Raw genomic sequence first — 24494 nt, forward strand, 5'->3', positions numbered from 1 at the left:
GAGGCGCCTACGGCGGCTTTACACTCGGACAACCGCCGTAACCTTGGGTTCGCCATGACGACATTAGACGAAGAAGATCGCCGCGAATACTACCGCATCGAAGATCGGATCGCACTTCAAATCAGCCCCCTGAGCGCGGCCGAAGCCCTTGAAACAGAACTGTTGCAAGATGATTCGCCGCTGTTCAACCTGCTCAGCGAACTGCACCTGTCCGACTTCGAGTCGCAGCACCTGCTGCGCCAGCTGAGCGAGAAGGACCGTACCCTGGCCGCGTTCCTGCGCGCCCAGAACAAACGCCTCGACCTGCTCAGCGCGGTGGTCGCGCAAACATTGATTGGCGAGATCGGCCAGCCACAACCGGTGATCATCTCCGAGGGCGGCATCGAGTTCGCCCAGCCACAGAAAATCGCCCCGGGCACCCGGGTAAAAGTGAAGATGGTACTGATGCCCCGCGCCCACGGCTTGCTGCTGCGCGGCCGGGTCACCCACTGCGACCTGCGCCCCGACGGTGACTACGAGGTCGGCACGGAATTCATCGACATGACCGACGCCCAGCGCCAACTGCTGGCCCGCTACATCCTGCAGCGCCAGCAACAGCAGCGGCGCCAGGCACTGGAACAGAACGACCCCGCCTCCTGAGCCCCAACTCTCTGATTTGAAGGAACGAACGTGACCCTTATCTACGGCCACCGCGGCGCCAAGGGCGAAGCGCCCGAGAACACCCTGAACAGTTTCCGCCAGTGCCTGTCGCACGGCGTGAACCGTTGCGAACTCGACCTGCACCTGTCGGCTGACAACGAGCTGATGGTGATCCACGACCCGACCCTCAAGCGCACCACCGGCCGGCGCGGCAAGGTGGCCGAGCGCACGGCAGATGAACTGGTCAGCTACGACGCACGCAAGGGCGGCCCGGGGCATGTGCAGCCCTGCCCCATCCCACGCCTTGAGGAACTGTTCGAGAAATGCGCCTTCGAGCACTGGCAGCTGGAGGTCAAGAGCGCCTCGCGCACCCGCGCCGCCAGCACCGTGCTGGCAATCCGCGAACTGGCCCAGCAATACGGCCTGCTGGACAAGGTCACCATCACCTCCAGCTCACGGGAAGTGCTGGGCGCCGCCCTGGAGCTGGTGCCGGATGTCGCCCGCGGCCTGGTGGCCGAGTACGCCTGGCTCGACCCACTGAAAGTGGCACAGAACTATGAGTGCCAGATGCTGGCGCTGAACTGGACGCTGTGCACCCCCGAGCGCCTGATCAAGGCGCAGCGCCAGGGGTTGCACGTGTCGGTGTGGACGGTCAACGAGCCGGCACTGATGCGCCGGCTCGCCGACTTTGGCGTGGACAGCCTGATTACAGACTTTCCCGGTTTGGCCAAGACCACCCTCGGGCAGGGCTGAAATCGGTCTCCCCGACCGGCTCAGGCCACCGGTCGGAGCCGCTCAAAAAAGCCGGTTCAGGCCGTCGTAGGCAGCTACCCGATAGGCTTCGGCCATGGTCGGGTAGTTGAACGTGGTGTTGACGAAGTACTTCAGGTTGTTCTGCTCACCCGGCTGGTTCATGATCGCCTGGCCGATGTGGACGATCTCCGAGGCCTGGTAGCCGAAGCAGTGAACACCCAGGATCTCCAGGGTTTCGCGGTGGAACAGGATCTTCAGCATGCCCTGCGGCTCGCCGGCGATCTGCGCCCGCGCCATGCTCTTGAAGAAGGCCTTGCCCACCTCGTATGGCACCTTGGCCTGGGTGAGCTCCTGCTCGTTCTTGCCGATCGAGCTGATTTCCGGAATGGTGTAGATGCCGGTGGGCACGTCATCGACGAAGCGCCAGCTGCCATTGTCGACGATGCTGCCGGCCGCCGAGCGACCCTGGTCGTGGGCAGCACTGGCCAGGCTCGGCCAGCCGATCACGTCACCGGCACCGTAGATGTTCGGCACGCTGGTGCGGTAGGCCTGGTCAACTTCGATCTGGCCACGGCTGTTGACCTTGATGCCAATGTTCTCCAGGCCCAGCCGGTCGGTGTTGCCGGTACGGCCGTTACACCACAGCAGGGCGTCGGCCTTGATCTTCTTGCCCGACTTCAGGTGCAGGACCACACCATTGTCCAGCCCCTCGACCCGCTCGTACTCCTCATTGTGGCGCACGGTGATGTTGTTGTTGCTGAAGTGGTAGCTCAGCGCCTGGGAGATCTCCGAATCCAGGAAGCTCAGCAACTGGCCGCGGTTGTCGACCAGCTCCACCAGCACGCCCAGGCCACTGAAGATCGAGGCGTATTCGCAACCGATCACCCCAGCACCGTAGACGATCAGCTTACGCGGCGTGTGGCTGAGGCTGAGGATGGTGTCGCTGTCGTAGACGCGTGGGTGGTGGAAGTCGATATCGGCCGGGCGGTACGGGCGCGAGCCAGTGGCGATGATGATGTGCTTGGCCACCAGTTTTTCGACCACGCCATTGGGGCAGACCACTTCGACGGTCTGCTCGTCGGCAAAGCTGCCGGTGCCGAAGAACACGTCGACCCGGTTGCGCGCGTAGTAGCCGGTGCGCGAGGCGACCTGCTTGCTGATGACCTTCTCGGCGCTCTTGAGCACGTCGGGGAAGGAGAACCAGCGCGGCTCACCGATGGCACGGAACATCGGGTTGGTGTTGAACTGCATGATCTGCCGCACCGAGTGACGCAGTGCCTTGGACGGAATGGTGCCCAGGTGGGTGCAGTTGCCGCCGACCTGGCGACGGCTGTCGACCATCGCCACCTTGCGCCCTGCTTTGGCGGCGTTCATTGCCGCGCCTTCTCCGGCCGGGCCGGAACCCAGCACCACTACGTCGTAGTTGTAGACAGCCATGCGTACTCCTTCAGAACTGGCCCGCCGGCCGGATGGCCGCGGGGCGCGATCATGTCGCCGGGGCGCCATGAGAAAATTCGGGTGCAGTCTAATCAAGCGTGAACGCCGCGCACATTAACCCTTGGTCGCGTCGTAGGCCACTTTTGCCTGCACTACATGTGGTTCCACCGTGTCCCTGGCGGCGATCATCCATGCCTTGCCTTTCACTCGCCTTTCACTGCCCTGTCGAACGCGGGCGTGGAACGGGAGACGAAGCCACCTTCGGCTCGCGACACCAGCACCGCTGCCAGATCGTGGGCGACGGCGAAGTCCCAGCCGCGCTCTGGCCCGAGGATCAGCAGCAACGTCGAGTAACCGTCTGCCTGGAGCGCTGAAACGTCGAGCACCGTCACTGCCGCCAGGTCATGCTCGACCGGGTGCCCGAGACGGGCATCGAAGGTGTGCGAATAGCGCCGGCCATTGTCCTCGAAATAATGGCGATAGTCACCCGAGGTCGACACCGCCAGCCCGTGCACGGGAATGACCTGGCGGGCAATCTGGCGATCCTCGCGCGGCAGTTCCAGCGCCACGCGCCAGGGGCTGCCGTCGGGCTTACGGCCCACCGCCTTGAGCTCGCCGGTGGCTTCGGCCAGGAAGCTGTCGATGCCCATGGCCTGCAGGCGTTCGGTGATCAGGTCGACGGCATGGCCGGCGGCGATGCTGTTGAAGTCCAGCTCGACCGGGGCGTCCTTGCACAGTGTGCCCGCCTCCATGCGCAAATGCTGATAGCCCACCCGCTGGCGGGCACGGGCCAGCGCCTGGGGGTCCGGCACCTGCATCTCCCGTGACTGCGGACCGAAGCCCCAGAGATCGAGCAATGGTTCGACAGTGAGGTCGTAGGCACCTTGGCTTTGTTCGGACAAATGCTGGCCGAAGGTGACCAGTTCGCGCAGATCGCTGTCGATGGGCAGGCATTGGTTGGCCGGCAGTTGGTTGAAGTGGCTGACGGTAGAGTCGCCGCGATAGGTGGAGTAATGCGCGTCGATGGACTGGAGGGTGTCCTCGACCGCGGCTTGCACCTGCTCGGGCGCGGGGCCACCAGGCTGGCGGACGTACTGGATGCTGTAGCTGCTGCCCATGGTCGGGCCGCCGAAGTGCTCAAGGGTGGGGGCTGGCTCGCAGGCTGCAAGCAACGACAGGCAAAACAGAAGAACGGTGCGCAACATGGCTTTCTCGGTTAACCGGGCTCTGTAGGAGCGGCCTTGTGCCGCGAAAGGGCCGCAAAGCGGCCCCGGCGATCTTTGCATGAACGCCGGGACCCAGGGGCTGCTACGCAGCCCTTTCGCGGCACAAGGCCGCTCCTACAAAGACCGCGCGGAGCCAACAAGCAAAAAAAACGGGAACCCAAAGGTTCCCGTTTCTTCAACACATTACAAGCGGATCAGCGTGGAAACGCTGGCGGGTTCACACCGGCCATCTCTTCCATCACGCGAACGACCTGGCAGCTGTAGCCGAACTCGTTGTCGTACCAGACGTACAGGACAACACGGTTGTCGTTGCAGATAGTCGCTTCGGCGTCGACCACACCGGCATGGCGGGAACCGACGAAGTCAGTGGAAACCACTTCCTGGGAGCTGACGTAGTCGATCTGCTTGTGCAGGTCCGAGTGCATGGCGGTCTGGCGCAGGTACTCGTTCAGCTCTTCGCGGTTGGTGGCCTTCTCCAGGTTCAGGTTCAGGATGGCCATCGACACGTTTGGCGTTGGTACACGGATCGCGTTGCCGGTCAGCTTGCCCTTGAGCACTGGCAGTGCCTTGGCGGCGGCGGTGGCGGCACCGGTCTCGGTGATGACCATGTTCAGCGGCGCGGCGCGGCCACGGCGGCTGCCCTTGTGGAAGTTGTCGATCAGGTTCTGGTCGTTGGTGAACGAGTGAACGGTCTCGACGTGGCCGTTGATGATGCCGTACTGGTCGTTGATGGCCTTGAGCACCGGCACGATGGCGTTGGTGGTGCAGGAGGCGGCCGAAACGATCTTGTCGTCGGCGGTGATGTCACCGTGGTTGATGCCGTGCACGATGTTCTTCAGCGCGCCTTTGCCAGGTGCGGTCAGGATCACGCGAGCGGCGCCCGGGCAGGCCAGGTGCTGGCCGAGGCCATCGGCGTCACGCCATACACCGGTGTTGTCGACGATCAGGGCATCCTTGATGCCGTACTGGGTGTAGTCGACTTCGCTCGGGCTCTTGGCGTAGATCACCTGGATCAGGTTGCCGTTGGCGGTGATGGTGTTGTTTTCTTCGTCGATGACGATGGTGCCGTCGAACGGACCGTGCACCGAGTCACGACGCAGCAGGCTGGCGCGCTTGGTCAGGTCGTTCTCGGCACCCTTGCGCACGACGATGGCGCGCAGGCGCAGGCCGTCGCCACCACCGGTCTTTTCGATCAGGATGCGCGCCAGCAGGCGGCCGATGCGGCCGAAACCGTACAGGACGACGTCGGTGCCCTTGCGTGCGGAAGCGTTCTGCTGACCCACCACGTCGGCCAGTTCGTCACGGACGAACTGCTCGGCGCTGCGGCCATTGCCTTCGGCCTTGAACTTGCCGGCCAGCTTGCCCAGGTCGACCGAAGCGGCGCCCAGTTTCAGCTCGCTCATGGCCTTGAGCAGGGGGAACGTCTCGTGGACGGACAGCTCGGTTTCGTCGGCCTGGCGGTGACGGGCAAAGCGGTGGGCTTTGAGAATCGAGATAACCGAACGGTTGATCAGGCTGCGGCCATAGATCGAGCTCACCACGTTGTTGTTGCGGTAGAGCTGACCGATAAGCGGGATCATCGCTTCAGCCAGGGCTTCACGGTCGATCCACTCACCAAGACACTGGTCGGGCTTCTGAGTCACGGTAACCTTCCACATGTAGGGGAACAAAAAAGGGGCTACATTATGACGCCCCTCGGCGTATCGGGCAATGAGCGCCTGTCGTCGACCGCAACACCCGTCGTCACGCCCTTTCGAGCCTGACAGCGAGCCCGCTCACCGGTACAATCGACCTCTTTGCCGCAACGCTTGGAGCCCGATCTCCCGTGTCAGTTCTGCGCCTTCCGCACATGTCGGCCACGGCCGGCAAACAAACCTGGGGCAACCTGCCCGGTGCCGCCTTGAGCCTGGCCATCGCCGAGGCCGCCAGCACCGCCGGTCGCTTCACCCTGCTGCTGACCGCCGACAGCCAGGCCGCCGACCGCCTGGAGCAGGAACTGCGCTTCTTTGCCCCGGAACTGCCGGTGCTGCCCTTCCCCGACTGGGAAACCCTGCCCTACGACCTGTTCTCGCCGCACCAGGACATCATCTCCCAGCGCATCGCCAGCCTCTACCGTCTGCCGGAGCTCGACCACGGCATTCTTGTAGTGCCTGTGACCACCGCCCTGCACCGCCTCGCCCCCACGCGCTTCCTGCTGGGCGGCAGCCTGGTGCTGGACGTGGGCCAGAAGATCGATGTCGAACAGATGCGCACGCGCCTGGAGGCCAGCGGCTACCGCTGTGTCGACACCGTCTACGAGCATGGCGAGTTCGCCGTGCGTGGCGCACTGATCGACCTGTACCCCATGGGCAGCAAGCAGCCGTACCGCATCGACCTGTTCGACGACGAGATCGAGACGCTGCGCACCTTCGACCCGGAAACGCAGCGCTCGATCGACAAAGTCGATTCGGTGCGCCTGCTGCCGGCGCGCGAATTCCCCATGCAGAAGGACGAGGTGACCCGCTTCAAGGCCCGCTTCCGCGAGCGTTTCGATGTCGACTTCCGCCGCAGCGCAATCTTCCAGGACTTGACCAGCGGCATCATCCCGGCCGGCATCGAGTACTACCTGCCGTTGTTCTTCGAGGAAACCGCCACGCTGTTCGACTACCTGCCGGCGGATACCCAGGTGTTCTCGTTGCCCGGCGTCGAGCAGGCCGCCGAACACTTCTGGAACGACGTGCGCGGGCGCTACGAAGAACGCCGCGGCGACCTGACCCGCCCGCTGCTGCCGCCCGCCGAACTGTTCCTGCCGGTCGAGGACTGCTTTGCCCGCCTGAAACAATGGCCACGGGTGGTGGTCAGCAGCGAAGACGTGGACCCTGGCGTCGGCCGCGAGCGTTTCCCGGCCCGCGCCCTGCCCAACCTGGCCATCGAGGCCAAGGCCAACCAGCCGCTGGCGGAGCTTGCGAATTTCCTCGACCAGTTCCCCGGCCGCGTGCTGTTCACGGCGGAATCGGCGGGCCGGCGCGAAGTGCTGCTGGAACTGCTCGAGCGCCTGAAACTGCGCCCGCAGACCGTCGACGGCTGGGCCGACTTCGTCACTGGCAACGAGCGCCTGGCGATCACCATCGCCCCGCTCGACGACGGCCTGCTGCTGGACGATCCGGCCATCGCCCTGGTCGCCGAGAGCCCGCTGTTCGGCCAGCGCGTGATGCAGCGCAGGCGCCGCGAGAAACGCGGCGAGGCCGCCAACGACGCGGTGATCAAGAACCTCACCGAACTGCGCGAAGGCGCGCCGGTGGTGCATATCGATCATGGCGTGGGCCGCTATCTGGGCCTGGCGACACTGGAGATCGATGGCCAGGCCGCCGAATTCCTCACCCTCGAATATGCCGAGGGCGCCAAGCTCTACGTGCCCGTGGCCAACCTCCACCTGATCGCCCGCTACACCGGTAGCGACGATGCCCTCGCGCCCCTGCACCGCCTGGGCTCCGAAGCCTGGCAGAAAGCCAAGCGCAAGGCCGCCGAGCAGGTGCGCGATGTCGCCGCCGAACTGCTCGACATCTACGCCCGCCGCGCCGCGCGCAAAGGCTACGCCTTCGCCGACCCGGCCGCCGACTATGCCACCTTCAGCGCCGGCTTCCCGTTCGAAGAGACCCCCGACCAGCAGGCCGCCATCGAAGCGGTGCGGGCCGACATGCTCGCCGGCCAGCCCATGGACCGCCTGGTCTGCGGTGACGTCGGCTTCGGCAAGACCGAAGTGGCCATGCGCGCCGCCTTCATCGCCGTGCACAGCGGCCGCCAGGTGGCAGTGCTGGTGCCCACCACGCTGCTCGCCCAGCAGCACTACAACAGCTTCCGCGACCGTTTCGCCGACTGGCCGGTGACCGTCGAGGTGATGAGCCGTTTCAAGTCTGCCAAGGAAGTCGCCACTGCGGCGGCGGAACTGGCCGAAGGCAAGATCGACATCCTCATCGGCACCCACAAGCTGCTGCAGGACGATGTGCGCTTCAAGGACCTGGGCCTGGCGATCATCGACGAGGAACACCGCTTCGGGGTGCGCCAGAAGGAGCAGCTCAAGGCCCTGCGCAGCGAGGTGGACATCCTCACCCTGACCGCGACCCCGATCCCGCGCACCCTGAACATGGCGGTGTCGGGCATGCGCGACCTGTCGATCATCGCCACGCCCCCGGCGCGGCGCCTGTCGGTGCGCACCTTCGTCATGGAGCAGAACAAGAGTACGGTCAAGGAAGCCCTGCTGCGCGAACTATTGCGCGGCGGCCAGGTGTACTACCTGCACAACGACGTCAAGACCATCGAAAAGTGCGCCGCCGAGCTTGCCGAACTGGTACCCGAGGCGCGCATCGGCATCGGCCACGGGCAGATGCGCGAGCGCGAACTCGAACAGGTGATGAGCGACTTCTACCACAAGCGCTTCAACGTGCTGATCGCCTCGACCATCATCGAGACCGGCATCGACGTGCCCAGCGCCAACACCATCGTCATCGAACGCGCCGACAAGTTCGGCCTGGCGCAACTGCACCAGTTGCGCGGCCGGGTCGGGCGTAGCCACCACCAAGCCTATGCCTACCTGCTGACACCGCCGCGCCAGCAGATCAGCGCCGACGCCGAAAAACGCCTGGAAGCCATCGCCAACACCCAGGACCTTGGTGCAGGCTTTGTCCTGGCCACCAACGACCTCGAAATCCGCGGCGCCGGCGAGCTGCTCGGCGAAGGCCAGAGCGGGCAGATCCAGGCGGTGGGCTTCACCCTGTACATGGAAATGCTCGAGCGCGCGGTCAAGGCCATCCGCAAGGGCAACCAACCCAACCTCGAGCAACCGCTCGGTGGCGGCCCGGAGATCAACCTGCGCCTGCCGGCGCTGATCCCCGAGGACTACCTGCCCGACGTGCATGCGCGCCTGATCCTCTACAAGCGCATCGCCTCGGCGGCCGACGAAGAGGGCCTCAAGGACCTGCAGGTAGAAATGATCGACCGCTTCGGCCTGCTGCCGGAGCCAACCAAGAACCTGATGCGCCTGACCTCGCTCAAACTGCTGGCGGAAAAGCTCGGCATCAAGAAAGTCGATGCCGGCCCCAACGGCGGCAAGCTGGAGTTCGAGGCCGAGACCCCGGTCGACCCGCTGACCCTGATCAAGCTGATCCAGGGCCAGCCCAAACGCTACAAGTTCGAAGGCGCAACCCAGTTCCGCTTCCTGGTGCCGATGGAACGCCCGGACGAACGTTTCAACACACTCGAAGCGCTGTTCGAGCGCCTGACCCCACAAACAAACTAAGGAAGCTCCATGCGTGCCATTCGTAGCCTGACCCTGTTGCTGGCGCTGTTCGCACCTGCCGCCTTCGCCGCAGGCCCCTATCAGGTCGAAATGATCCTCGTGCGGCAGAACGCCGTGCCGGCCGTGACCAGCCCGTTCGCCCCGGAAGACTGGAGCAACGGTGCCCCACGCCTGGAAAAAGCCGCCGAACGCCCAACGGGGTTGGATGACGAGATCACCCGCCTGCAGGCTACCCCGAGCTACACCGTGCTCCTGCACAAAGCCTGGCAACAGGACGGTGACAAGATCGCCCTGGGCGCTGGCGAAGAACAGTTCGGCCACTTCCCCATCGAAGGCAACCTGAGTATCGGCGAAGACCGCTTCATCAGTGTCGACGCCAACCTCTGGGTCAACGAACTGGACGGCAACGGCAGCGTGCTGCGCAGCGAGCAGTTCAAGCAAAGCAACAGCAACATGAAGGCCGGGCAGCTGACCTTCCTCGATGGCGGGCACCTGGCCGTACTGCTCAAGGTGACCCCTGCCGGCATGCGCAAGATGCCGCTGCCGGATCCGGAGATGATGGAGCAGTAAGGTGAGTGACGGTGATGTGCTGCAATTGCTCAGGGAGCATCCCGACTGGGTTGACTTCATCGATGCCGGTGCCCTGACCCGCGGACGTGCCTACGCCGCCCAGGGCCACGCCCGAACCCTGTCGCTGCACGGCAACACCGTCGAGGCGACCTGCCAGGGCTCGGGAGGCCAGCGCTACCACCAAGCCATCCACCTGGTGCTCAACGGCGCCGACCTGCGTGTGTTCGGAAGGTGCAGCTGCCCCGTCGGCATCAATTGCAAACACTGCATGGCGGCGCTGTTCCACCTGCTGGACAACGCAAGCGATCTGCAAGCGCCACTACCCCAGGAACAGGCAGCACTGTCCTTGCCACCCGATCTCGACCAATGGGTCGAGGCACTCGAGGCGCCAGCCCTGCCCACCGCTCACCGTGAACCGGTGCGCAAAGGCCCAGCCATTTACTTTCGAGTCCAGAGCGACCACGAGCATTACCGCCTGGAAGCCGTCAAAGGCACCCGGCAAGCGGACGGCACCTTGAAATTCAGCCGGGTGACAGCACTGCCCGAACTGATCTACTACACCCCACGCTACGTTACGGAAGATGATGTTCGACTGCTGCGCCTGATCGACACCTGCACCCGGGGGGCGCTCCCTGTGGTGAAACTGGAGGGCAAGCAGGGCGCGGAACTGCTGGGTTACGCCCTGGCCAGCGGCAAGCTGCTGTACGAGCAGGAGCAAACGCCCCTGGTTTCCGGCCCCCCCCTGCACGCAGAGTTCCGCTGGGTCAGGCTGGGCAGCGGCAGTTACCAAGGCGCCTGGCATCATGAAGACCAGGTTGCGCTGCAGGTAGTCCCCACCGACCCGCTGTTCTATGTAGACCCGCGCAATCATCACCTCGGCAAGTTGCTGCACGACCTCGACCCCTTCATTGCCCACCAGCTTGCGCGGGCGCCCTTGGTACCCGAACACCTGATTGTCCCCTTGAGTCATCGATTGAACGCCTTGAACCGCCAAGTCCCCACGCCAACCGCCGTCAGCAGCGAGCAGATCGAAAGCATCGCCCCCCGTGGGCGACTGACCCTCGGCAGCCTCGAGTTCAGTGCCTACACGCCAAAGACCGGGCGCATGCAGCGCCAGCTGCAGCACCGCGCCGCCCTGTCGTTCGACTACGACGGCCTGCGTGCCAGCAGCAGTGACGACAAGCCACTGACGCGCCTGGTGGGCAGCACCAGCCAGCGCATCCGCCGCCAGCCCCAGGCTGAACAGGCGTTGCGCAAGGTACTGCGCGACTTTGGCTTCAAGCCCGCCACCCGCCAGAGCAAGGCCCTGCCCGACAGCGCTGGCGAGATGCACCAGTTGCCCGATGACGAAGCCTGGTTGCGCTTCGCCCGCGAAGGCCTGCCGCGCCTTCGCGACGCCGGCTGGGCAATCGACGTGCACCGCGACTTCGCCTTCAACCTGCACGAGGTCGATGACTGGTACGCCACCATCGAGGAGGCGCCAGGGCATGAATGGTTCGACCTGGAGCTGGGCATCGTCGTCGATGGCCAACGCCACAGCCTGCTGCCCATCGTCCTGCAGTTGCTGCGTGCCAGCCCGGAGCTGCTGCGCCCCAGTGAGCTGGCCCGGCGCAGCGACGACGAACACCTGCTGATCGACCTCAATCGCGCTCGCCAGGACAGTCCGGCGCTGCGCGTCGCCCTGCCCTATGGCCGCATCAAGGCCGTGATGAGCACCCTTGGCGAGCTCTATCTGCATGAAGACGCCGTTGGCCCCAGCCTGCGTCTGGAGCGCGCCGACGCCGCGCGCCTGAACGACATCGAACACCTGCCCCTGCAGTGGGAGGGTGGCAGCCACGTTCGCGACCTCGGCCGACGCCTGCGTGACGCCCGCGACCTGCAGGTGGCCCCGCCCACAGGCCTGAACGCCACGCTGCGCCCATACCAGCAACAAGGCTTGAACTGGCTGCAGGCCCTGCGCGAAATGGGTACCGGCGGCATCCTCGGCGATGACATGGGCCTAGGCAAGACCTTGCAGACCCTCGCCCACCTGCTGCTGGAAAAACAGGCCGGGCGCCTGGCCAACCCGGCATTGGCCGTGATACCCACCAGCCTGGTGCCCAACTGGCTCGACGAAGCCCAGCGTTTCGCCCCCGACCTGCGCGTATTGGCCCTGCACGGGCCAGGGCGCACCAAGCACTTCGCGGCACTGGGCGAATACGACCTGGTGCTGACCACCTACGCCCTCGCCCCCCGCGACCTCGAACACCTCAAGGCGCAACCCTGGCACCTGCTGGTGCTGGACGAGGCACAGAACATCAAGAGCAGCACCAGCAAGGCCGCCCAGGCCGTGCGCGAACTGCGGGCCGACCAACGCCTGTGCCTGACCGGCACGCCCATGGAAAACAACCTGGGCGAGCTGTGGTCGATCTTCCATTTCCTGATGCCCGGCTGGCTGGGCGACAGCAAGCGCTTCACCCAGGACTACCGCACCCCGATCGAGCGCCATGGCGATACCGAACGCATGGCCCATCTGGCCAGCCGCATCCGCCCCTTCCTGCTGCGCCGCACCAAGGAACAGGTAGCAACCGAACTGCCGGCCAAGACCGAGATGATCCATTGGGTGGAGCTCAGCGACGCCCAGCGCGACACGTATGAAGCGGTGCGGGTGGCGATGGACAAGAAGGTCCGCGAAGAGATCGCTCGCAGCGGCGCGGCACGCAGCCAGATCGTCATCCTCGATGCCCTGCTCAAGCTGCGCCAGGTCTGCTGTGACCTGCGCCTGGTCAAGGGTACCGAGATCAAGGGCACATTCGCCGACAAGGGCAAGCTTGGCAGCCTGCTGGAGATGCTCGAGGAGTTGCTGAGCGAGGGGCGCAAGGTACTGCTGTTCTCGCAGTTCACCTCGATGCTGGCGCTGATCGAATTCGAGCTGGAGAAGCGCGGTGTCCGCTACAGCCTGCTGACCGGTGACACCCGCGACCGGCGCGCGCCGGTGCAGCAGTTCCAGAATGGCGAAAGCGATGTGTTCCTGATCAGCCTCAAGGCCGGCGGCACCGGCCTGAACCTGACCGCCGCCGACACCGTCATCCACTACGACCCCTGGTGGAACCCGGCAAGCGAGAATCAGGCCACCGACCGCGCCTACCGCATCGGCCAGGACAAGCCAGTGTTCGTGTTCAAGCTGATCACCCGGGGCACGGTGGAAGAAAAAATCCAGCTGCTGCAACAGGAGAAGGCAGCATTGGCTGCCGGGTTGCTCGATGGCGGGCAGGCTGGACAGTGGCGAATGGGGGACGAGGAGATCGAAGCGCTGTTCGCGCCGTTGCCGGGCAAGCGAAACCGCTGAACACTCGATCGCAGGGCAAGCCCGCTGCCACGAAGCACTGAGACCTTTTGCGGGAGCAACTGTCTTGCAGGGTGCCTGCCGCTCCTACAGTTAGCGCGACCAGGGGGGCTTGCCCCGCGATGATGATCAATCGATCAGTTGCGCTTCCTTCAGCGCCCCCAGCGCCTCCAGCCAGCGCGGCTGCTGGCGGTAATCGGTACGGGCGAAGCCCTGCCCGCGCATCCGCGCGATCCGCGGCGACGGCTTGACCTTCATCCGCTGCGCCGCGCTCAGCGCCAATTCCGCCGCGGCCCGGTCGTTGCACACCAGCCCCATGTCGCAACCTGCACTCAACGCCGCCTCGATGCGGCTGGCGGCATCCCCCACCACATGGGCGCCCGCCATGGACAGGTCGTCACTGAAAATCACCCCTTCGAAGCCCAGCTCGCCGCGAAGGATCTCCTGCAGCCAGCGACGGGAGAAACCGGCCGGCTGGTTGTCTACCTGCGGATAGATGACATGAGCCGGCATCACCGCCGCCAATTGACCGCCCAGGCGGGTGAACGGCACCAGGTCGGCTGCGCGCAGCTGCTCGAGGCTGCGCTCATCCACCGGAATGGCGACATGAGAGTCGGCCTCGGCCCAGCCGTGCCCCGGGAAATGCTTGCCGCAAGCCGCCATGCCAGCCGCGTTCATGCCACGAATGAAGGCACCCGCCAGTTGCGTGGCACGCTCGGGATCACCTTCGAAGGCTCGGCTGCCAACCACCGCGCTGCGCTGGTGGTCGAGGTCCAGCACCGGGGCGAAGCTCAGGTCCAGGCCGACCGCCAGCACCTCGGTCGCCATCAGCCAGCCGCATTGCTCGGCCAGGTACTCGGCATTGGCGTTGTCGGCGATCGCGCGCATGGCCGGCAGGCGCACGAAGCCCTGGCGCAGACGCTGTACCCGCCCGCCTTCCTGATCGACGGCGAGGATGAGGTCGGGGCGAATGGCGCGGATCGACGCGCACAGCTCGCGCACCTGGCGCGGGCTGTCGATGTTGCGGGCAAATATGATCAGGCCGGCCACTTCGGGCTGGCGCAACAGATGCCGGTCTTCGGCAGTCAGCCATTTACCGGCGATGTCCACCATCAGGGAGCCTTGCAGGCTGACAGTCATAGCGAGTCCTTCATTGAAGATCCAGGAAAGCCCATTGAGGGCAAGCAGCCTCGTCGATCCGCACCCGGCAACCGGCCGGCACGCGATCGAACAGGTCAAGCAGGTCGGCATTGCGCAGGCGCACACAGCCATGGGACAGCGCAATGCCCATAGGTTCAGTGTCGGGTGTGCCATGCAGGTATATGTAGCGGCGGAACGTATCGACTTCACCGAGGCAGTTGATACCCGGCTCGCAGCCGCTGAGCCAGAGGATGCGACTGAGGATCCAGTCACGGCCCGGATACTGCGCATGCAGGGCCGCCGACCAGACCTCACCAGTCCAGCGCCGGCCACACAGGACCGCGCCCTGCGGCAGGCCCGCGCCAATCTTCGCCCGCACCCGGTGCAGACCACGCGGCGTACAACCAGAACCGTTCAGCTCGCCCGCGCCACTGCGCGCCGAGGAGATCGGCAGGCGCACCCGCAACGCGCCATGGGCAAAGCCATAGAGAAGCTGATCGGCGAGGGATATGTGCAGGAAATCGAGGTCGAGCATGGGCGCTAGCTTAGCTGAAGCGCCCTGCCCCGCCCAGCCTCAGGCTTTGGCCGGCGCGCTGCTCTTGCTGCGCGGCCGCAGTTGCGCGGTGGCCATGGCTTCGTCGGTGACCCCCGTTTCGGCGCGCATGCCAGCGGCGAGGAACGGTACCATCAGGCGCATCACCTGTTCGATCGAGGTGTTGATGCCGAAATCGGTCTCGGCGATGGCACGCAGGGCCTTGATCCCGGACATGCTGAACGCCGCGGCACCCAGCATGAAATGCACGCGCCAGAAAAGCTCCAGCGGCGGGATACGCGGGGCGGCTTCGTTGACCAGCAGCATGTAGCGGCGGAACACCTTGCCGTACATATCTTCCAGGTAGCGTCGCAGGTGGCCCTGGCTCTGACTGAACGCCAGCCCCAGCAGGCGCATGAAGATGGACAGGTCGTTGTTGCTGCGCGGCTGGACGGCGAGCGCCTGCTCGACCAGCATTTCCAGCAGCTCTTCGAGCGAGGCCTTCTGCTGTGCCTGGCGGCGATCCAGCTCACGCTCGAGGCTGGCGCAGAAAGGACCGAGAAAACGTGAGAAGACCGCCTGGATCAGGGCCTTCTTCGAGCCAAAGTGATAGTTCACCGCCGCCAGGTTGACCCCGGCCTTGCTGGTGATCAGCCGCAACGAGGTTTCCGCGAACCCGCGCTCCGCGAACAGCTGCTCCGCCGCATCGAGGATACGTTCGACGGTTTCCGACTGGGCCATGACTACTCCACCTGACAAACAGTTGTTTGAAACATACGTTTCAGGCCTGCCGATGTCAAGGCTCGGTGACCGGGCGGTCGCTCATTTAACCACAGCCACAAGGCATTGAATGATCGGGCTTTGCACCGGCCCTGCGTGCGTGGTGCTTGCAGCTTGCCAGCCACTGTATATAATCCCAGTCACTGTATAAAAAGACAGAGCCCTCGCCCATGCTGAAACTGACGCCACGCCAAGCCGAGATTCTGGCTTTCATCAAACGCTGCCTCGAAGACAACGGCTTTCCCCCGACCCGCGCGGAGATCGCCCAGGAGCTGGGCTTCAAGTCGCCCAACGCCGCCGAGGAACACCTCAAGGCCCTGGCACGCAAGGGTGCCATCGAGATGACCCCTGGCGCCTCGCGCGGCATCCGCATTCCTGGCGTCGAGGCAAAGGTCGAGGACAACGGCCTCCCCATCATTGGCCGGGTCGCCGCCGGCGCACCGATCCTCGCCGAACAACACATCGAGGAATCCTGCAACATCAACCCGGCCTTTTTCCATCCGCGCGCCGACTATCTTCTGCGCGTGCACGGCATGAGCATGAAGGACATCGGCATCTTCGACGGCGACCTGCTGGCCGTGCACACCACCCGCGAAGCCCGCAACGGCCAGGTGGTCGTGGCCCGAATCGGCGACGAAGTCACCGTCAAGCGCTTCAAGCGCGAAGGCAGCAAGGTCTGGCTGATTGCCGAAAACCCCGAATTCGCCCCCATCGAAGTCGACCTGAAGGAACAGGAGCTGGTGATCGAGGGCTTGAGCGTCGGCGTTCTGCGCCGCTGAACCAGGAGGCGTCATGCAGCCATCCATCCAAGCTCCCCTGCAAGCCCAATTGCCGCTGTTCGAGGCGTTTCTCGCCCAGCCGGCACTACCCGGCTTCAAGGCCAACGAACAGCCACGCAAAGGCAACCAGCCCGAGCTGTTCAGCGAACTGGCGCTGCGTGGCGCTCCCGGGCATTGCCAGAGCCTGCTGGCCCCGGTCCTGCGCGAACTCAGCGAAGAAGACGAAACTCGCTGGCTCACCCTTATCGCACCACCTGGCAACCTTACTCAAACCTGGCTGCGCGAGGCTGGCCTGAACCGTGAGCGAATCTTGCTGTTGCAGCCAGGCGGCAACCAGACCGCCCTGCAACTCGCCTGCGAAGCACTGCGCCTGGGCCGTAGCCACACGGTTGTCAGCTGGCTTGGGGCGGTCAATAACAGCACGCGCCAACAGCTGCTGCGCGCCGCGGCGATCGGAAACGCACAAAGCCTGAACATCCGCCTCGGCTGATGTTCAGGCTTTGCCTGTCAAACGCTTGCCTGGGTCAATGAAGAACCCGCGGCCCCTCGTCACGCTCGAAGTCGCCCTCGACCAGCTTGCCGGCCATCTGTACACCCACACTGAGCATGGCCTTGGCTACTTCCACATGCTGTCCTTGCAGAAATGCCTTGGCATCCTCGGAGAAATCCAGGGTCACCAGGGAACCTTCATCCTCGGCACGGCGCAGCTCGATCCGGCCATCAGGCAACTCGACAATTTCTAGGAAGGACGTTGACATATAGGGCCTGCTTTTCACGAAAGGCCGGCATTGTACCAGCCATGGATGCTGTCAGCACTCACTCAGCGCGTCGCGGAATCGTCTCACCAGGTCTTTCAGGTTCTGCCGCCAGGCTTCCAGCTCCTCGCGGGAAAGCACGACGGGCTCGATTTCGTCGAGATTGACGGCCTGGATCAGCGGCTGGGTGACATCCGTCTTGGCCATTTTCTTCACGACCGGTGGTCGAAACAATTCGGCATAAGTCGCAAGCAGGCGCGCCAGCCAAGTTTCCGGTTGCCGTGCCAGCTCCAGCATCTCGGCCATTTCCGGAATCGCCACGCTGCGCAGCGTTTCGTCATTGAGCAGCAGCTCCGCTTGCGGAGCTGACGCCTGGGGCAGGCGGTAGAAGCCGGCGATTTCGTGGCACAACCCCAGCAAGGCGCCATACAGGTGGAACAACGTCGATTCACGCTCAGCCTGGACCAGGCCTTGAGCATTCATCGCCACACTGGCTTCAGCCTTGGCCATGGATTCCAACGCAAGGCCGGCGAAGAACAGCTTCTGATTGGTGCGGGTGTAGAGTTCCTGGGCCATTTTCGATGACCTCCCGTGGGCAGCAAGGCGATAACGCAGTGTCGGGGAAAGCCTGGCCTTCCCGCAAGCACAAACGGATTGGGGCCGCTTTGCGCCCCATCGCCGGCAAGGCCGGCTCCTACAGGTAATGCACGATCCTTGTAGGAGCCGGCCTTGCTGGCGATGGGCCGCGAAGCGGCCCCAATACACGCGTGGTCGATCAACGCTTGTCTTCGACCTTCCACGCCTTGCCATCGAAGAACGCCTTCCAGCCGGTCGGCTTGCCGTCGACTTCGGACTGCACGTACTGCTCCTTGGTCTTGCGGCTGTAGCGAATCACCGCTGGACGGCCATCAGGGTCCTTCTGCGGCGCGTCGCAGAGGAAGTGGTACTTCGGATCGATCTCGTGCTTGTGCGGCACAATCTCCAGCACCAATGGCGCACGGGTCTCGCGGTTCTTCGGGAACTGGCTGGCAGCCAGGAACAGACCCGAGGCGCCATCACGCAGCACGTAGGTGTCGTCGACTTTCTCGCACTTGAGCTCCGGCATGTCCACCTTGTCCATCTTCGGTGGCGCCGCCTCGCCGCTCTTGAGCAACTTGCGAGTGTTCTTGCAGGTCGCGTTGGTGCAGCCGAAGAACTTGCCGAAACGGCCGGTCTTGAGCTGCATCTCGCTGCCGCATTTGTCGCACTCCAGGCTCGGCCCTTCATAGCCCTTGATGCGGTAGCTACCCTCTTCGATTTCGTAGCCCGCGCAATCCGGGTTGTTGCCACAGATATGCAGCTTGCGCTTCTCGTCGAGCAGGTAGGCGTCCATCGCCGTCGCGCAGATCGGGCAGCGGTGCTTGCCACGCAGTACCAGCGACTCGGACTCACCCTCGTCGTCGGCGGCGATCTCATCGCCCGGCACCAGGTTGACGGTCGCCTTGCAGCGCTCCTTCGGCGGCAGGCTGTAGCCCGAGCAACCGAGGAACACGCCCGTGGACGCGGTGCGGATCATCATTGGCCGCCCGCACTCCTTGCACGCGATGTTGGTCAGGGTCGGCTGGTTGGCACGCATGCCGTTTTCAGCGGACTCGGCCGTCAGCAGCTTCTTGCTGAAGTCGCCGTAGAATTCGTCGAGGACGTTCTTCCAGTCACGCTCGCCCTGGGCCACGTCGTCGAGGTTTTCTTCCATGCCGGCGGTGAAACCGTAGTCCATCAGGTTGGCGAAGCTTTCGGACAGACGCTCGGTAACGATGTCGCCCATCTTCTCGGAGTAGAAACGGCGATTGTGCAGCGTGACGTAGCCACGGTCCTGGATGGTGGAAATGATCGCCGCGTAGGTCGACGGGCGGCCGATGCCGCGCTTTTCCATTTCCTTGACCAGGCTGGCCTCGGTGAAGCGTGCTGGCGGCTTGGTGAAGTGCTGGCTGGGGTCGAGCTGGATCAGCTTGAGCGCTTCGCCCTGGGCCATTTCCGGCAGCACATCATCTTCGCCCGGTTTGCTTTGCTGTGGCAGCACACGGGTGTAACCGTCGAACTTCAGAATGCGGCCCTTGGCACGCAGCTCGAAATCGCCGGCCGCCACGGTGACGCTGGTGGACAGGTACTGCGCTGGCGGCATCTGGCAGGCCAGGAACTGGCGCCAGATCAGCTCGTACAGGCGCTCGGCATCACGTTCCATGCCGCTGAGCTTGGTTGGGTGGGTGTTGACGTCGGAAGGACGAATCGCCTCGTGCGCCTCCTGGGCGCCCTCCTTGCTGCCGTACACCACGGGCGCGTCCGGCAGGTACTGCTTGCCGAACTCGTTCTCGATATAGCTGCGCGCCATCTCCACCGCGTCGGTCGACAGGTTGGTCGAGTCGGTACGCATGTAGGTGATGTAGCCCGCCTCATAGAGACGCTGGGCCATCATCATGGTCTTCTTCACACCGAAGCCCAAGCGGTTGCTCGCGGCCTGCTGCAGCGTCGAGGTGATGAACGGCGCCGACGGCTTGCTGCTGGTCGGACGGTCTTCGCGCTTGACCACGCTGTAGCTAGACGCCTTGAGCTTCTCCAGCGCCGCCATGGCCTGGGCTTCATTGAGCGGCTTGAAGGCTTCACCCTTCTCGCGCGCCACTTCGAAACGCACCTTGGCATTCTTGGCGGTGCCCAGGTCGGCGTGCACTTCCCAGTATTCTTCCGGGTTGAACGCGCGGATCTCACGCTCACGCTCGACCACCAGCTTCACCGCCACCGACTGCACGCGGCCTGCGGACAGGCCACGGGCGATCTTGGCCCACAGCAGCGGTGAAACCATGTAGCCGACCACGCGGTCGAGGAAACGACGCGCCTGCTGGGCATTGACCCGGTCGATATCGAGGTCACCCGGCTGGGAGAAGGCCTCCTGGATGGCCTTCTTGGTGATTTCGTTGAACACCACGCGCTTGTAGCGGCTGTCGTCACCACCGATGGCTTCGCGCAGGTGCCAGGCAATGGCTTCCCCTTCGCGATCCAAGTCGGTTGCGAGATAGATGGTGTCGGCATCCTTGGCTAGGCGGCGCAACTCGTCGATCACCTTCTCCTTGCCGGGAAGGATTTCGTACTTGGCTTTCCAGCCAGCCTCCGGGTCGACGCCCATGCGCGCCACCAGCTGACGACGGGCCTTCTCCTTGGGCGACAGGGCCGGCGCCTCACCCGCGGTCTTACCGCGCTTGGCCGCCGGTTCCTTGCTCGCGCTGGCAGAACCGCTGGTGGGGAGGTCGCGGATATGGCCGATACTCGACTTCACCACGTACTGGTTGCCCAGGTACTTGTTGATGGTCTTGGCCTTGGCCGGGGATTCCACAATGACCAGCGATTTGCCCATGGATCGGAGTATTCCTGAATCTGAAGATGAAAAACGCGTCAGGTGCCAGACGCGGCACCGCTATATATAGTGGCAAAAGAGTGAGGTCAAGCGCGGAAGCTTACTCGCCTGCCTGCGCCAACAGCCCGGACAACCCTTCTTCGGCCTTGACCAAAGCAAAGCGTGGCACCTGCTCGCCGTCAACCTCGACCGACTCGAGGAACATCGAAAGGGGGCGAACCCAGAGCCCGAACTCACCGTACAGGGCCTGGTAGAACACCACCCACTCTTCGGTTTCGGAGTGGCGCGCGGCGCCGAACACACGATACTCGGGCCCTTTGTAGTGCCGGTACACACCGGGTTGTATCTGCATGTCACTCAGCCTCTTGAACAAATCCTGTAAAAAACAAAAACCGGGGCACATGGCCCCGGCTGCTGACTTGCAACGCGATCAGACGCGTTCGAAGACAGTGGTGATGCCTTGGCCCAGGCCGACGCACATGGTGGCCACGCCGAGCGTGCCGCCATTCTGCTTCATGACGTTGAGCAGGGTGCCGGAAATCCGCGCACCGGAGCAACCGAACGGGTGGCCCAGGGCGATGGCGCCGCCGTGCAGGTTAACCTTCTCATCCATCTTGTCGAGCACTTTCAGATCTTTCAGCACGGGCAGGGCCTGTGCGGCGAAGGCTTCGTTGAGCTCGATGAAGTCGATGTCGGCCATGGTCAGGCCGGCGCGCTTGAGGGCTTTCTGCGTCGATGGCACCGGGCCGTAGCCCATGATCGCCGGGTCGACACCCGCGACCGCCATCGAGCGGATGACCGCCAGCGGCTGGATACCCAGGTCCATGGCGCGCTGGCCGGACATGACGATCATGCACGAAGCGCCGTCGGTGATCTGCGAGGAAGTACCCGCCGTCACGGTGCCGCCTTTCGGGTTGAACGCAGGCTTGAGCGACGCCAGGCCTTCGAGGGTGGTTTCCGGGCGAATGGTTTCGTCGAAGTCGAAGACCTTCAGGAAGCCGTTCTCGTCATAGCCCTGCATCGGGATGATCTCGTCCTTGAACTTGCCTTCGACCGTCGCCTTGTGGGCGAGCTGGTGCGAACGCACACCGAACAGATCCTGCTGCTCACGGGTGATGCCATGCATCTTGCCAAGCATCTCGGCGGTGAGGCCCATCATCCCGGAGGCCTTGGCAGCGTGCAAGGACAGGTGCGGGTTGGGGTCGACGCCGTGCATCATGCTGACGTGGCCCATGTGCTCGACACCACCGATGACGAACACATCGCCGTTGCCGGTCATGATCGCCTGGGCAGCGGTGTGCAGCGCGCTCATCGACGAGCCGCACAGGCGGCTGACGGTCTGCGCGGCGGAGGTGTGCGGGATCGGGGTCATCAACGACGCCATGCGGGCGATGTTCCAACCCTGCTCCATGGTCTGGTTGACGCAGCCCCAGATCACGTCCTCGACCTCTTTCGGGTCGATCTTGTCGTTGCGCTCCAGCAGCTTGCTGATCAGGTGCGCGGACATGTCTTCGGCGCGGGTGTTGCGGTGCATGCCACCCTTGGAGCGGCCCATCGGCGTGCGACCGAAGTCGACAATCACCACGTCTCTTGGATTCAGGCTCATATCAATAATCTCGCTCTAGCTCGTTGGGCGCTCAGTTGAAGAAGCGCTGGCCGTTCTTGGCCATTTCGCGCAGCTTCGCCGTGGCGTGGTACAGCGGCCCCAGGTCGGCGTACTTGTCGGCCAGTGCGACGAACTCGGCGACCCCGATCGAATCGATGTAGCGCAGCGCGCCACCGCGGAAGGGAGGGAAACCGATGCCGTAGACCAGGCCCATGTCGGCTTCGGCAGCGGTTTCGACGATGCCGTCTTCCAGGCAGCGCACGGTTTCCAGGCACAGCGGCACCATCATCCAGTTGATGATGTCTTCGTCGCTGACTTCACGCTGTTCGAAGATGACCGGCTTGAGCACGTCGAGCACGCTGGCGTCGGCGACTTTCTTCGGTTTGCCACGCTTGTCGGTTTCGTAGGCGTAGAAGCCCTTGCCGTTCTTCTGGCCCAGGCGGTTGGCCTCGTACAGGGCATCGACGGCGGAGCGGCGATCATCCTTCATGCGGTCCGGGAAGCCTTCGGCCATCACGTCGCGGCCATGGTGGCCGGTGTCGATGCCGACCACGTCCATCAGGTAGGCCGGGCCCATCGGCCAGCCGAACTTTTCCATGACCTTGTCGATGCGCACGAAGTCGACACCGGCACTGACCAGCTTGGCGAAACCGCCGAAGTACGGGAACAGCACGCGGTTGACCAGGAAGCCCGGGCAGTCGTTGACCACGATCGGGTTCTTGCCCATTTTCTTGGCGTAGGCCACGGTGGTGGCGACCGCTACTTCACTGGACTTCTCGCCACGGATGACTTCGACCAGCGGCATCATGTGCACCGGGTTGAAGAAGTGCATGCCGACGAAGTTTTCCGGGCGCTTGAGCGCCTTGGCCAGTAGGTTGATGGAGATGGTCGAGGTGTTGGAGGCGAGGATCGCGTCTTCCTTCACCTGCCCTTCCACTTCCGCCAGCACGGCCTGCTTGACCTTCGGGTTTTCGACCACGGCTTCGACGACGATGTCGACATTGCCGAAATCACCGTAGGACAGGGTCGGGCGAATGGCGTTGAGCGCCTCGGCCATCTTCGCCGGGGTCAGGCGACCTTTCTCGACGCGCTTGCCGAGCAGCTTGGAGGCTTCGTTCAAGCCCAGCTGGATAGCTTCCTCGCGGATATCCTTCATCAGGATCGGAGTGCCCTTGACCGCCGACTGGTAGGCGATACCGCCACCCATGATACCGGCGCCGAGCACGGCGGCCTGCTTCACGTCGTGGGCGATCTCGTCATGAGCCTTGGCCTTGCGCTTGAGCTCCTGGTCGTTCAGGAACAGGCCGATCAGGCTTTCAGCGACCGAAGTACGGGCCAGCTTGGCGAAGCCGGCGGCTTCGACTTCCAGGGCCTTGTCACGGCCGAAGTTGGCGGCTTTCTGGATGGTCTTGATGGCTTCGACCGGTGCCGGGTAGTTCGGGCCGGCCTGGCCGGCAACGAAGCCCTTGGCGGTCTCGAAGGCCATCATCTGCTCGATGGCGTTGAGCTTGAGCTTCTCGAGCTTGGGCTGGCGCTTGGCCTTGTGGTCCAGCTCGCCACTGATGGCGCGCTTGATCAGGTCCAGGGCGCCGGCCTGCAGCAGTTCAGGGGCGACCACCGCGTCGACGGCGCCGACTTTCAGCGCATCTTCGGCACGGTTCTCTTTACCGGCGGCGATCCACTCGATGGCGTTGTCCGAGCCGATCAGGCGCGGCAGACGCACGGTGCCGCCGAAGCCTGGGTAGATACCCAGCTTGACTTCCGGCAGGCCGATCTTGGCGCTGCTGGACATGATCCGGTAGTCGGCCGCCAGGCACATCTCCAGGCCACCGCCCAGGGCGATGCCATTGATGGCGGCGACGGTCGGTACTTCGAGGTCCTCGAAGTCGCTGAAAATGCGGTTGGCTTCCAGGTTGCCGGCGACCAGTTCGGCCTCGGGCAGCTTGAAGTTGTCGACGAACTCGGTGATGTCGGCGCCGACGATGAACACGTCCTTGCCGCTGCTGACGATCACGCCCTTGACCGAAGCGTCGGCCTTGATGGCGTCCACTGCCTGACGCAGCTCGTTCAGGGTAAGGCGGTTGAACTTGTTGACGGACTCACCCTTGAGGTCGAACTTCAATTCGACGATGCCGCTTTCAAGAGCCTTAACCGTGATGGCTTTACCTTCGTAAATCATCAACTGATCTCCACGATATGGAAGCTGAACTGTACACGCCGATCGCTGGCGCAAGGGCCGGTCTGCCGGTCCCTTGCCACAGGCACACCCGTCGGCGCGCTAATCGGGATTCT

19 protein-coding genes are annotated in these 24494 nt (G+C 64.1%); 7 read left to right on the plus strand and 12 right to left on the minus strand.

What is annotated here, in order from left to right:
• Positions 1–54 precede the first annotated feature (54 nt).
• Together PSEEN_RS17095 and PSEEN_RS17100 are read left to right on the plus strand one after the other, a co-directional pair.
• Complete coding sequence (locus PSEEN_RS17095) at positions 55–639, plus strand: PilZ domain-containing protein (RefSeq protein WP_011534807.1); 585 nt, start codon at positions 55–57, stop codon at positions 637–639.
• 30 nt (positions 640–669) lie between these two features.
• On the plus strand, positions 670–1392 hold the full coding sequence (locus tag PSEEN_RS17100) for a glycerophosphodiester phosphodiesterase (RefSeq protein WP_011534808.1): 723 nt from the start codon (positions 670–672) through the stop codon (positions 1390–1392).
• Between the two features lie 42 nt (positions 1393–1434).
• Here the strand turns inward: PSEEN_RS17100 and sthA are convergent, their stop codons facing one another.
• The 3 genes from sthA to PSEEN_RS17115 form a co-directional block, all read right to left on the minus strand.
• Entirely contained in the window at positions 1435–2829 is a 1395-nt protein-coding gene (sthA, locus tag PSEEN_RS17105) for a Si-specific NAD(P)(+) transhydrogenase (protein ID WP_011534809.1), read from the minus strand.
• A gap of 203 nt (positions 2830–3032) precedes the next feature.
• Positions 3033–4031 (minus strand): FAD:protein FMN transferase, encoded by a 999-nt coding sequence (locus tag PSEEN_RS17110; protein WP_044488853.1) that lies wholly within the window; start codon positions 4029–4031, stop codon positions 3033–3035.
• A gap of 218 nt (positions 4032–4249) precedes the next feature.
• Positions 4250–5713 (minus strand): glyceraldehyde-3-phosphate dehydrogenase, encoded by a 1464-nt coding sequence (locus PSEEN_RS17115; protein ID WP_011534811.1) that lies wholly within the window; start codon positions 5711–5713, stop codon positions 4250–4252.
• A 167-nt stretch (positions 5714–5880) separates the two neighbouring features.
• On the opposite strand from PSEEN_RS17115, the gene mfd reads away from it, so the two are divergent.
• Genes mfd through PSEEN_RS26250 form a run of 3 tightly spaced genes read left to right on the plus strand, consistent with a single transcriptional unit; the run spans position 5881 to position 13228 of the window.
• On the plus strand, positions 5881–9330 hold the full coding sequence (mfd, locus tag PSEEN_RS17120) for a transcription-repair coupling factor (protein WP_011534812.1): 3450 nt from the start codon (positions 5881–5883) through the stop codon (positions 9328–9330).
• A 9-nt stretch (positions 9331–9339) separates the two neighbouring features.
• Positions 9340–9900 (plus strand): CsiV family protein, encoded by a 561-nt coding sequence (locus tag PSEEN_RS17125; protein ID WP_011534813.1) that lies wholly within the window; start codon positions 9340–9342, stop codon positions 9898–9900.
• A gap of 1 nt (position 9901) precedes the next feature.
• A complete protein-coding gene (locus tag PSEEN_RS26250; RefSeq protein WP_011534814.1) occupies positions 9902–13228 on the plus strand; it encodes a DEAD/DEAH box helicase in 3327 nt (1108 codons plus the stop codon).
• Positions 13229–13354: 126 nt separating this feature from the next.
• Here PSEEN_RS26250 and nagZ read toward each other — a convergent pair whose 3' ends face one another.
• The 3 genes from nagZ to PSEEN_RS17145 are packed head-to-tail and all read right to left on the minus strand — an operon-like array spanning position 13355 to position 15638.
• Entirely contained in the window at positions 13355–14353 is a 999-nt protein-coding gene (nagZ, locus tag PSEEN_RS17135; protein ID WP_193383925.1) for a beta-N-acetylhexosaminidase, read from the minus strand.
• A gap of 22 nt (positions 14354–14375) precedes the next feature.
• Positions 14376–14900, minus strand: a complete 525-nt coding sequence (locus PSEEN_RS17140) for a L,D-transpeptidase (RefSeq protein ID WP_011534816.1) — start codon at positions 14898–14900, stop codon at positions 14376–14378.
• Positions 14901–14939: 39 nt separating this feature from the next.
• Positions 14940–15638, minus strand: coding sequence for a TetR/AcrR family transcriptional regulator (locus tag PSEEN_RS17145; RefSeq protein WP_011534817.1), 699 nt, complete (start codon positions 15636–15638; stop codon positions 14940–14942).
• Positions 15639–15847: 209 nt separating this feature from the next.
• Here PSEEN_RS17145 and lexA point away from each other — a divergent pair, with 209 nt between their 5' ends.
• Together lexA and sulA are read left to right on the plus strand one after the other, a co-directional pair.
• On the plus strand, positions 15848–16456 hold the full coding sequence (gene lexA / locus PSEEN_RS17150) for a transcriptional repressor LexA (protein ID WP_011534818.1): 609 nt from the start codon (positions 15848–15850) through the stop codon (positions 16454–16456).
• A gap of 13 nt (positions 16457–16469) precedes the next feature.
• A complete protein-coding gene (gene sulA, locus PSEEN_RS17155; RefSeq protein WP_011534819.1) occupies positions 16470–16946 on the plus strand; it encodes an SOS-induced cell division inhibitor SulA in 477 nt (158 codons plus the stop codon).
• 34 nt (positions 16947–16980) lie between these two features.
• Here sulA and PSEEN_RS17160 read toward each other — a convergent pair whose 3' ends face one another.
• From PSEEN_RS17160 to fadB, 6 genes are all read right to left on the minus strand, one after another.
• Complete coding sequence (locus PSEEN_RS17160) at positions 16981–17214, minus strand: hypothetical protein (protein WP_011534820.1); 234 nt, start codon at positions 17212–17214, stop codon at positions 16981–16983.
• A 51-nt stretch (positions 17215–17265) separates the two neighbouring features.
• Positions 17266–17787, minus strand: a complete 522-nt coding sequence (locus PSEEN_RS17165) for a DUF6586 family protein (RefSeq protein ID WP_011534821.1) — start codon at positions 17785–17787, stop codon at positions 17266–17268.
• 199 nt (positions 17788–17986) lie between these two features.
• Complete coding sequence (gene topA, locus PSEEN_RS17170; RefSeq protein WP_011534822.1) at positions 17987–20596, minus strand: type I DNA topoisomerase; 2610 nt, start codon at positions 20594–20596, stop codon at positions 17987–17989.
• A gap of 100 nt (positions 20597–20696) precedes the next feature.
• Entirely contained in the window at positions 20697–20948 is a 252-nt protein-coding gene (locus tag PSEEN_RS17175) for a DUF1653 domain-containing protein (RefSeq protein ID WP_044488277.1), read from the minus strand.
• Positions 20949–21026: 78 nt separating this feature from the next.
• Positions 21027–22202, minus strand: a complete 1176-nt coding sequence (gene fadA, locus PSEEN_RS17180) for an acetyl-CoA C-acyltransferase FadA (RefSeq protein ID WP_011534824.1) — start codon at positions 22200–22202, stop codon at positions 21027–21029.
• Positions 22203–22233: 31 nt separating this feature from the next.
• Positions 22234–24381: a fatty acid oxidation complex subunit alpha FadB gene (fadB, locus tag PSEEN_RS17185; RefSeq protein WP_011534825.1), complete on the minus strand. Its 2148-nt coding sequence runs from the start codon at positions 24379–24381 to the stop codon at positions 22234–22236.
• Between the last annotated feature and the right edge of the window lie 113 nt (positions 24382–24494).

This window comes from Pseudomonas entomophila L48 (genome assembly GCF_000026105.1).
GTDB lineage: Bacteria > Pseudomonadota > Gammaproteobacteria > Pseudomonadales > Pseudomonadaceae > Aquipseudomonas > Aquipseudomonas entomophila.